The sequence below is a fragment of the Acinetobacter sp. RF15B genome (assembly GCF_007558235.1).
Classification (GTDB): Bacteria; Pseudomonadota; Gammaproteobacteria; order Pseudomonadales; family Moraxellaceae; genus Acinetobacter; species Acinetobacter lwoffii_C.
Genome location: NZ_VLSR01000031.1, coordinates 1 through 10,672, shown reverse-complemented (window position 1 = coordinate 10,672; position 10,672 = coordinate 1). Strand labels below are relative to the sequence as shown.

General features: G+C 42.0%; 8 protein-coding genes and 3 pseudogenes. 4 read left to right on the top strand and 7 right to left on the bottom strand.

Translation table 11 applies throughout. From position 1 onward, the window contains the following. Together E2K74_RS13915 and E2K74_RS13910 are read left to right on the top strand one after the other, a co-directional pair. A partial coding sequence (locus tag E2K74_RS13915; protein WP_143242124.1) for a transposase domain-containing protein occupies positions 1-96 on the top strand: 96 nt, incomplete at its 5' end. Positions 97-316: 220 nt separating this feature from the next. After that, positions 317-574, top strand: a complete 258-nt coding sequence (locus tag E2K74_RS13910; protein ID WP_005245137.1) for a hypothetical protein — start codon at positions 317-319, stop codon at positions 572-574. A 430-nt stretch (positions 575-1,004) separates the two neighbouring features. Here the strand turns inward: E2K74_RS13910 and E2K74_RS14760 are convergent. The 6 genes and pseudogenes from E2K74_RS14760 to E2K74_RS13880 all read right to left on the bottom strand — a co-directional run. Next, positions 1,005-1,151: pseudogene (locus E2K74_RS14760) on the bottom strand (recombinase family protein); the annotation flags it as partial. A gap of 186 nt (positions 1,152-1,337) precedes the next feature. Beyond that, positions 1,338-2,237 carry a cation diffusion facilitator family transporter gene (locus E2K74_RS13900; RefSeq protein ID WP_150378254.1) on the bottom strand — a complete coding sequence of 300 codons (900 nt, stop codon included), beginning with the start codon at positions 2,235-2,237 and terminating at the stop codon, positions 1,338-1,340. Positions 2,238-2,323: 86 nt separating this feature from the next. After that, positions 2,324-5,464 carry an efflux RND transporter permease subunit gene (locus tag E2K74_RS13895; protein ID WP_096902762.1) on the bottom strand — a complete coding sequence of 1,047 codons (3,141 nt, stop codon included), beginning with the start codon at positions 5,462-5,464 and terminating at the stop codon, positions 2,324-2,326. Beyond that, complete coding sequence (locus E2K74_RS13890) at positions 5,454-6,683, bottom strand: efflux RND transporter periplasmic adaptor subunit (protein ID WP_016658777.1); 1,230 nt, start codon at positions 6,681-6,683, stop codon at positions 5,454-5,456. The genes E2K74_RS13895 and E2K74_RS13890 overlap by 11 nt, the downstream gene beginning before the upstream one ends. Position 6,684: 1 nt before the next feature. Next, complete coding sequence (locus E2K74_RS13885; RefSeq protein WP_150378253.1) at positions 6,685-8,010, bottom strand: TolC family protein; 1,326 nt, start codon at positions 8,008-8,010, stop codon at positions 6,685-6,687. Between the two features lie 48 nt (positions 8,011-8,058). Beyond that, positions 8,059-8,469 carry a cation efflux protein, CzcI-like gene (locus tag E2K74_RS13880; RefSeq protein WP_197704863.1) on the bottom strand — a complete coding sequence of 137 codons (411 nt, stop codon included), beginning with the start codon at positions 8,467-8,469 and terminating at the stop codon, positions 8,059-8,061. Between the two features lie 295 nt (positions 8,470-8,764). Between E2K74_RS13880 and E2K74_RS13875 the strand changes: the two are divergent. Continuing rightward, positions 8,765-8,995, top strand: a pseudogene (locus E2K74_RS13875) (hypothetical protein); the annotation flags it as partial. Positions 8,996-9,123: 128 nt separating this feature from the next. On the opposite strand, the pseudogene E2K74_RS13870 reads toward E2K74_RS13875, so the two are convergent. Further along, a pseudogene (locus E2K74_RS13870) lies at positions 9,124-10,206 on the bottom strand (BREX system Lon protease-like protein BrxL); the annotation flags it as partial. A 297-nt stretch (positions 10,207-10,503) separates the two neighbouring features. Here E2K74_RS13870 and E2K74_RS13860 point away from each other — a divergent pair. Next, the coding region (locus tag E2K74_RS13860) for a dihydropteroate synthase (RefSeq protein WP_047667618.1) at positions 10,504-10,672 on the top strand (169 nt) is incomplete at its 3' end.

Sequence of the window (10,672 nt, the reverse complement as noted above, 5' to 3'; positions counted from 1 at the left end):
GCCTATCTCAGTGATGTGCTGAAAAGGCTGCCGACACATAAAGCGACCCAAATAGAAGAATTACTGCCACATCGCTGGAAATCCAACTCAAATTAAAAAATAGGCATGGGGTTCAGCGGACGCTTACATAGATTGTTAACTTAGATAGACTTTTAAGCAATGTAACTTGCCGCATGTTTATCAACATATGTCTCAAAAAAGTCTGCCCATACATAGATTTATGGCGTTTAGTGCTTAAATTTCAGATTAATCTTCGTCTGATGACCTGAATGGATGTTACAGATTACATGCAGGTGAATTACTCTGTGGCTGTATCATGGCTTTTGTGCAATCCAATCCATTTGATCCGAATGTTCTCTTTTGCAATAAAGCAGCCTCTTCTGCTTTTCCTGAACCAACGAACTATGTCATTGATTTGATTCAACCGACAACAGTGATGCTGAATCAAATCTCCAAAGAAGGGATTAAATGCAAGAAATATGGTAAGAAAAAGATAGGGGATGGAAGTTATTATCCGTCTAATTGGAACCAGCCCATGAGTCGAGATCAGTTGAGTAAGAATCATTTTAAATGAATAAGAGAAGGATGGCTTACCTCACTTCTCCGAATAACAATGCTATGCTTTTCAACCAAGGTTATAAATTGGCAACTACATTTCATTCTTCTTCATGCTGGTCCTATAGCCTGTAGACAATTACTACATCATTTGCATTCAATGCTCAATACAGCCTGTCAGCAGAACCGCAGCGATACTTTTTTTCGTGCATACATGTAGTGTTTAAATCCATTCATTTTTCAATGATCCTCTGCCGTTTATCACATTTATGGTCGATCTTTAACCTTGTGAAAAATGCACATACCGATCCCTTCAAACTGTCAAATTTATGTATGCATGACATTTAAAGAAAATTATCTGATCAATTTTTTTAGGTAAAATTCATCAAGAAAAAAGTTATTATTATTCATAACATCACCAATAACCACATAAAAACAATAATTTAATAAATTATTCTTCCAATTTTTTTATATTTAGTGTTATTACCCGAAGCACGGTCAACAAAAATCCGGTCGACCTCAATTCCTTCAAGTTGACGTCCAGTGTTTTGCTCGACAGAACTTACCCGGACATACCCTACTTTTTGGCCTTTCACTTTTTCACGCCCCAATTGGATAAAAATGAACAATTTCGTAAATTATAAATCTTTAACACTAAAGTTACATGTTACTTATGATTAAAAATCATTTAAATGATACATAATTTCATGAACTTTCAGATTGTAACTTTAGGGTATACTTTAAAGTTACACAAAACATCTATATGAAGACTAAAGTCCAAATTAGTGTTTATGTTGGTTCAATGTATTACATTTCGTATTTTCTATTTGTAACGTAATTTCAGTAATATTATGATTATGTTTTAGAACTTCTAAGGCCTTTTGATAGAGTTGATCTGTATTGCTATTCGGAGCAACCAAATGAGCAGTTAAATGAATATTTCTTGAGGATATAGCCCAGACTTTCAACTGATGAATCCCTTCAACGCCCTCTAGCTTCAATAAATCATTTCTTAACGACTCAATATCAATCTCATCAGGAACTCCTTCAAGCAGAATATGAATACTTTGTTTTAATAAAATCCAAGTTCGAGGTAAGACCCAGAAGCCAATTAACACAGCGATTACGGTATCAACCCACATCCACTGGGTAAAATAAATAACTATTCCTCCGATAATCACGCCTATCGATCCTAGAGCATCACTAAGAACTTCTAAATATGCACCTTTTATATTTAGACTTCCTTCAGCACTAGCAGAAAGGATTTTCATTGAAATCAAATTTATGACCAAACCAATGACCGCGACAATCATCATTCCAACACTTTGAATTTCAGCAGGGTTCGTAAAACGTTGATAAGCTTCATATACAATATATATTGCTACCACAAAAAGCATCACCGCATTAAACAGAGCCGCTAAAATTTCAAATCGCTGATAGCCAAAAGTTCTTTTATCATCTGCGGCTTTTTTACCAATTTTGATAGCGGCAAGAGCAATAGCTAAAGCGGCTACATCAGTAAACATATGAGCTGCATCAGATAACAAAGCCAAACTTTGGGTAATAAAAGCAGCGACAACTTCTACTATTAAAAAAGTAGTCGTTAAACCTAAGGCAACCATTAACTTCTTACTATTTTCTTCAGTAACAACCGCATGGCCATGATCATGATGTTCTGACATAAAATATTTTCCTTATTCTATTTATGATGAGCAGAGATATTGGATAACAGCCAATATCTCTGCTGTAAATCGACTAATCTATTGGATTAAGAAACTTTCTTTTCATTTATCCAACGATAAAGCACGGGTAACAGCACCAAAGTTAGTAATGTTGAAGAGATAATCCCGCCAATCACTACGGTTGCCAGTGGCCGTTGAACCTCAGCCCCTGTTCCGGTTGCCAGCGCCATTGGTACAAAACCCAGTGAAGCCACACAAGCTGTCATCAACACTGGTCTTAAGCGCAAAATAGCCCCTTGCCACACGGCTTTATGCACTGGATATTTGTCCCTTAATTCCTTAATAAAGGTCAGCATTACCAGTCCATTGAGGACTGCAACACCAGATAAGGCAATAAAGCCAATTCCAGCTGACATCGATAATGGAATATCCCTTAGCCAAAGGAACAGCACACCACCGGTCAAGGCAAAGGGTACCCCGGTAAAGACCAATAGACTTTCTTTGACATTGTGAAAGACCGCCATCAGTAAAATAAAGATAGTGATTAAAGCCAGTGGAATCACGATTTGCATCCGTGCTTTGGCTGAAGCCAAATTTTCAAACTGACCTCCATATTCTATCCAATAACCACTTGGCAAAGTGTATGCTTTGAGCTGTGTCTGTACATCAGAAACAAAAGACCCTAAATCACGCCCTTCAACATTCGTTGTAACCACAACTCGGCGTTTACCATTTTCTCGACTGACTTGGTTGATTCCTTCAATGGTCGAGACTTGCGCGACATCCGACAATAAAATACTGCCACCATTTGGAAGCTGAATAGGTAACTGGGAAACAGATGCGACACTACGGTCTTGCTCTCCAAGACGGATAACAAAATCAAAACGACGATCGCCTTCTAAAATCTCTCCCACGCTTTGTCCACCAATACTTGCAGCCACCACATCCTGAATAGATTTCACACTCAAGCCATACTGGGCAGCTAAAGCTTTATCAATCTCTACATTGAGTAAAGGCAGACCCGAAGTTTGTTCAACTTTCACCGCACTGCTACCTGCGACTTGCTGAATGATTTTCGCGATTTTTGCAGCCTCAGTATTCAAAACCTGCATGTCATCACCAAAAACCTTCACCCCCACATCACTGCGTATACCTGAAATCAGTTCATTAAAACGTAGCTCAATAGGCTGAGAAAACTCACTGTTATTGCCGGGAATTGTCGCAAGATAAGCTTCCATTCGGGTTCGAAGTGCATCTAGGCTTTCTTTTGAATCTGGCCATTCCTCACGTGGTTTCAGCATGATATAACCATCGGAAATATTCGGTGGCATCACATCTGTCGCCACTTCAGCAGTCCCGGTACGGGCAAATATAGCTTTAATTTCGGGAAAGTTTTTCAGTAAAAGCTTTTCGGTATTTTCCTGAATACGTAAAGACTCTTCCAAGCCTGTGCTTGGAGAACGTAATTGCTGTACCGCAAAATCACCTTCACTCAGCTGGGGTGCAAACTCACTGCCAATCTTCGTGCTGAGCAGACCCGTAATGACCAGGAGACAAATGGCAAAAGTTAAAACCACCGCTTTGTAATGATAGGCTCCATCCAATATCTGTTGATATCGGGTTTTGAGCCAGATCATCCAACGGCTTTCCGTTTCTTTGATCTCCCCTTTAACCCATAAAGCAACTGCAGCGGGCACAAAGGTGATCGATAAAATAATAGCTGCCACCAGTGCGAGAACAACGGTTAAAGCCATCGGATGAAATAGTTTTGCTTCTACACCACTTAAAGCAAAAATCGGCAAATACACCACCAAAATAATAAGCTGACCAAAAATAAGAGGACGACGTGCTTGGCGGGCAGCCAGAAAAACTTCCTTAAAGCGTTCACTTTGTGTGAGAGGTCGTTTTAACAGTTGCTGTGTATGGGCTAAACGCCGGATACAGTTTTCGACAATCACCACAGCACCATCGACAATGATGCCGAAATCGAGTGCACCTAAACTCATCAGATTGGCACTGATATTTTTCTGTGCCATCCCGGTTAAGGTAAACAGCATAGAGAGTGGAATGACACAGGCAGTAATCAAGGCAGCACGGATATTCCCTAAAAACAGGAACAGAATGATGATGACCAGGATTGCTCCCTCTACCAAGTTTTTCTGAACGGTTTTAATCGCCTTCTCAACCAAGGTAGTACGGTCGTACACCGTTTCAATCACTACCCCTTTAGGCAAACTATTCTGAATATCTTGAAGCTTGGCATCCACAGCTTTAGAAACAGTCCGGCTATTTCCACCCATCGCCATCATGGCAATCCCTAAAACGGTTTCTTTGCCGTTATAGGTTGCCCCACCGGTTCTTAAATCATGCCCAATAGAGACTTGCGCAATATCACCAACCCGAATTGGGCTGCCATTTGGGCTACCCAGCATGGTGTTCTCAATATCAGAAAGCCCATTGAATGTACCCGGTACACGTACCGTCAATTGCTGACCATTGTCTTCAATATAACCTGCACCTCGGTTCTCATTATTTTGCGCTAAAGCCTGTTGCAGTTGTTCTAATGAGATATTCAGTTGCTGCATCCGGTTTAAATCGGGAGAGACCACATAGGTTTTTTCAAAACCACCAATACTGTTGACCTCTGCAACTCCCTTAACACGTTGCAGTTGAGGACGCACAATCCAGTCCTGAATCTCACGCAAATCCATCGGCGTGTATGCAGTTCCATCCGGCTTTTTCGCATTCGGATCTGCCTTCAGTACCCATTGATAAATCTCACCGAGACCCGTAGAAACGGGGGACATCGTCGGTGCGATTTGTGCAGGCAACTCAGATTGCGCCTCCTGTATCCGTTGGTTAATCTGCTGACGGGCCCAATAAATATCAGTCCCATCTTTAAAGACAATGGTGACTTGAGAGAGTCCATAACGGGATATGGAACGGGTAAGCTCCAGATCCGGAATGCCAGCCATGGCATTTTCAATGGGATAGGTAATCCGCTGTTCGACTTCAAGCGCAGTAAAACCCTTGGCTTGAGTATTAATCTGGACTTGGGTATTGGTAATATCGGGTACAGCATCAATCGGGAGTTTCTGATAGCTATACACCCCGACCGCAATCCAGGTACAGACAAAGAGCAACACCCAAATCGCATTTTGTATGGAAAACTGAATGATTCGTTCGAATAAACCTTCTGGTTTTGGCAGATCAGAATTAATGTTCATGGCCTGCCTCGTCTTTTTCTAATTCAGATTTCAACAAGAAACTGCCTTGAGCGATATACTTCTGCCCTTCAGTCAGCCCAGAAATCACTTCAAGCCATTGTCCATCACTTGAAGCCTGCCCCAATTGCACTTTCTGTGCTTTTAAGTGGACTTGACCTTTTTGTTCTGAATCTACGATGAAAATACTGTCTTCACCTTCAATACTTTGCAGCGCAGACTTTTGAATCCGAAGGGCTGATTTTGCTGTAGCTTCCGGAATCAACACTCTCACTAACACATTAGAACGCAACTCAGTAGCTTGCGCATCGAGTTTTGCGCGCACCACCAGACGCCCTGTTTGTACATCTGCCTGAGAGGTTAAGCTTTGTACAGTAGCTTTATAGATTTGATCTGAATCATTCACTTTAAAGTCAATTTTTTGCCCGGCTTGCAGTTGACCTGAGAATTGATTCGGCAAATTAAACTCAAGCCATAAATCTTTCAGCTGTTCAATGACAAAGAGCTGATTAGCCAGTTGCACATTTTCACCGACCACAATATCTTTTTGACTGATCACCCCAGAGATCGGTGCTTTAATCAGAAAACGCCCATTGTTATTGCCACTTGCACCTAATGCATTTAAACGTGCTTGTGAGGACTGGACAGTAATCTGCGCTTGACGGTAGGCATTTTCGGCACGCTGGTAATCCTGTTTGGCAGAAATCCCCTGTGACCAGAGTTGCTGTTCGCGCTGGTAATCTTTACGGGCCAAATCCAGATTCACCTGTGCCATACGCAGATTTGCCTGTTGGTCGATCAGTTCAGGCACGATTAGTACAGCCAGCGTTTGTCCTTTTTGCACGCTCTGTCCTAAAGCCACATTGACCTGCTCGACATGACCACTAAAATTAGGCGATATATGCGCTTGTTGATCGGTATTCACCACCAATTTACCTGGCAGGGTTGTCAGCTTTTCAACCAATCCTGTGGATGCAACAGCAACTTTTAAACCTTGTTCAACCATTTGTTGGCTGGTCAGTTGTATTTCGCCTTCTTCAGCATGTCCTTCTTCAGAACTATCTTCATCAGAATGTTCGGCATTTCCCTCATCATGACCATGCCCCTCAGATTCAGTTTTTTTTGAACTTAACCAAATAACCAGACTGACCAAGACCGTAATCAGAATCAAAATTGCAATCATGAGAGACTGGGATATTTTTCCGTTTTGCTTGGCGTTCATTTTATCGTGCTCCCCCATTGATTAAATTTTGCGATGCTTCGACTGCCTTTTTATTCAGTTGTGTATAGGCATCCGAACGGCTAATTTCTTCATAACTTGTGCCAATACTGAGTGCCTCAGCTGCGAGGGCAGTTTGCCAAGCTTGACGTAGAATTTGTAATTGACCCAATCGAAGATTCTGCAGTTGGGTGGTTGCTTGCTGAACGTCGGTAATGGACAGTTTCCCTGCCTGAAACCCTTGTAAAGTACGGCTCTGAACTTTGGTCGCCAAAGTAACTTGTGCTGTTGTGGCATCGAACTGGCTACGTAAACCTTTGAGCTGATGCACGCTGTTGGCAATATTGAGTATTTGTTGCTTCAGCTCACGCTGCTGCTGTTGGTTCAGCAATATTTGCTGTTGCTGGACCATCGGGATCGCATATTGCTGGCGGTTGAAAATATTCAGTGGAATAGCCACGCCGATTGCCAAAGTCGTATCGTTGCTTTCATTAGGGGTTTTGCTACGTTTCATGCCTACATTTAAAGTCGGATTGGGACGTGCCTGAATTCTTAAATTTTCAATTTGATGATCCGATTGCTGAATGTTCAAGGCATAGAATTTTTCTAGCCACCCTTCAGCAATATACCGTTGCACAGTTTGGAGACTTTGCTCTGGCCAAGGGATAGCGGTTTTATTCAATTGAAGATGTGAAGATGTTTCTCCCCCCCACAAATTAGACAGCTGACGACCGGCAGCTTGTTTATTCAGCATCGCTTGCTGATAAAGTCGTTGGATTTCTAGCGCTTCAATTTGGGTACGCTCAAAATCAACCAGGGCAATACTGCCTGCCTGATAGCGTTTCTGGGCACTGTCCAGATTGGCTTTACTTGTTTTTAACTGTACTGAATAAGCAGACTGCTCAACCTCAGCAAGTGCAAATTGCGACCATGCAAATTTAACAATCAGTTGGCTTTGTGCCTTCCATAATTGCTGTTGCAATTGGATTTGTTGATTCGAGGTATTGGCAATCACCCGGTTCAGCTTACGCTGACCAAATAGATCTAGAGGTTGACTAACGCCAACATTGAATTCCTGTTCTTGACCTGAGCCAAAGCCAGACTGTTCTAAACTTATACTTGGATTCTGCCATAACCGACTTTGCTGAATATTCAATTCAGATATTTGCTGAACTTGTTGCCACAGCTTGTCTTGAGTCTGGTAACTTTGTACTTTTGCTAAAGCGGATTCAAAGCTGGTAACGTTTTCAGCATAGCTATATTGCATAGCCGCTGCACATATACAAGCAACCAAGCTATGACGCAAGAGTATAATTGATTGTGAAGACATGATTTTTCCCACTTATTTAAATAATAAAAGTGGTGGGAATGTTTTAGGCTACCCCACCATGAGCGGGGAAAATTCGGGAGGTGGGCTTTGTTGAAACAGGTCAGGAGCCTGATAGCTGTTTTTCCAATGAAATTGTGGATTCACTTTAACTTCAGAGCTTGGATGAAACACATCTACTTTTTCATTTTGTACAATCAAATGCGTCATCGATGGTAGATGATCTTGATGATCTTCACCGATTTCTAAATCGCTACTGAATGTTTTTATGTTTTCTGACTGTCCATTATGATCGTGTTGACGACTATCGCTGGCACACAAGGTATTTTGGTGATGACCAAAATGATAACTCTGCTGTGATTGAGGCTGTTGTTCATGGACACAAAAGGCCGCCGCCACATTCCAAAAGCTTTGGAACATGAACAATCCAACCAAGACTGTAATCCATGTAGTAGAACGCATCATCATAACAATCGAAAAATTTGTACCAAGTATAAGGCTTAGAGCCACTCCAAGGTCAAGCTTAATAAATTAAATTAAACATTCAATGAACACTGAATAGCCGGCACTTTTGCAAATTTACCTTGTCTCTATAAGCTCACATCAATTTCAGGTAAGAATAACAATAGATAGTGAACCGTACCGGGTTTGTCGGAGACTTTTTATTTAAGTTAGGCCACCTGACCTAACGGGTTAATCTTATCATTGTACATTGCTTCAAACTCAAAAGGCGATACATTGTCAACGGCATTCTAAAATTGACCCCTTTTACCTTACAAATGGCAAAGTAAAATTGCCCCCTGAAATCAGAGAAAGAGCGGTTCAATTATTGATTGAATCTGAAAAAGATTATCCTTCTACTTGGGCAGCAATCACAGCTATTGATCCTAAAATCGGTTGTACTCCTGAAACATTGCGTGTTTGGTATCAAAAATATTTAGATCAACAAAATCCTGTCAAAGTACAACAGATATCTGATCAAAAAAAATGAAGGGTAATCCCCCCTAAAATACTAGCTCTTTAAAAGAGGCAGTATTATGCTTTTACAACATGGTGTTTAACTTGAGAAACTGAATTTAAAACAATCTACTGTAACTCTTCCAGACAGATATGAAATTAATCCACCCCTAACCCTTTAAACACCGCATCCACCGGATCTGCATAAAAGCTGGTCTGGAACTTGGTAAACAGTTCCACAGGAATCGTTGGGATATCTGCCGCACTACTCATTGGTAAAGCAACCTTCTTGGCACCCGCATCAAAAGCAACTTGCAGACATTCGGCAATACTTTCCACCGGTGTCACTGAACCACCCAAGCTCATATCACCCAGTACCACCATCTGACTTTGTACCGATCGTCCTAAGAGGCCAGAAGCGAAAGCCACTAAACTTGGCAGAGCAAGATGGCTGAGCGGGCCGGTATTCTGTAATTCCACCACATGTAAGTGGAAATCATGTTCCAGCACCTTACTGCCCCCCGAGATCCGGGATGCATTGGCCTTGAAGTAATCAAAAGCAATCTTGACCTGTTCTTTGGCACTACTTGAATTCCATAAGCCAGATGTCGCCAATTTTCCTGAACCTTTAGTGACTTGAAGTTCTAAGCGGTATAAGCCTGGCATGCCCTTATTACTGAGGCCAATGGTATACAGGAAGCCTGGTTTAGCAGGACCTTCGGGAATAAGTCCACCTCCACCCTGCTCTTTTACCGAAACAAAATGCTCTTCTAGGGTGTCATTGTCGATATAGCTAAAATGCACATCATAGAATTCCATCCCCCCAATTTTTTTCAGCTGTTCTTTGACCCGACGGCGCACCTGCAGCGCATATTCCAGGCATTGCCGTACATCTTCTTTGTTAAATTGACCATGTGGGTAGAGCAGCTTCATCAATCCAGAAACCGTCTTGCGAACGGCAATCACATCACGCTGATTCAGGTTATTCCCTAGCTTAAAGTACTTCTCAATGGCATCCGCAAAACTACGCTTACGCATTTCCCGGAAGAACTCAGCCAGATAATCAACGATCAAGCCATAACGGTTGGTAAAGAATTCCGGGCGCATTTTCGGAATTTCCCAACCCGGGATATAGGCATGAAAGCGATCAAAGAATGCTGAATCGATCATGGCTTCAGGAAAAGGAGCCAATAAGTGGCTAGTCTTCACCAAGGATTCAACACTTTGGTTAATATTACCCACAATATTGTAAACAAGACATTTTTATCTTTTATATTCAATGGCTTATTTTCCTGCTAATTGGTAATACCATGAAAAATACCATGCTCAGAAAAGGCTTAACAATATTTTGAAAAATTGCCTACTGAGCGCTGCCGCACAGCTCCATAGGCCGCTTTCCTGGCTTTGCTTCCAGATGTATGCTATTCTGCTCCTGCAGCTAATGGATCACCGCAAACAGGTTACTCGCCTGGGGATTCCCTTTCGACCCGAGCATCCGTATGAGACTCATGCTCGATTATTATTATTATAGAAGCCCCCATGAATAAATCGCTCATCATTTTCGGCATCGTCAACATAACCTCGGACAGTTTCTCCGATGGAGGCCGGTATCTGGCGCCAGACGCAGCCATTGCGCAGGCGCGTAAGCTGATGGCCGAGGGGGCAGATGTGATCGACCTCGGTCCGGCATCCAGCAATCCCGACGCCG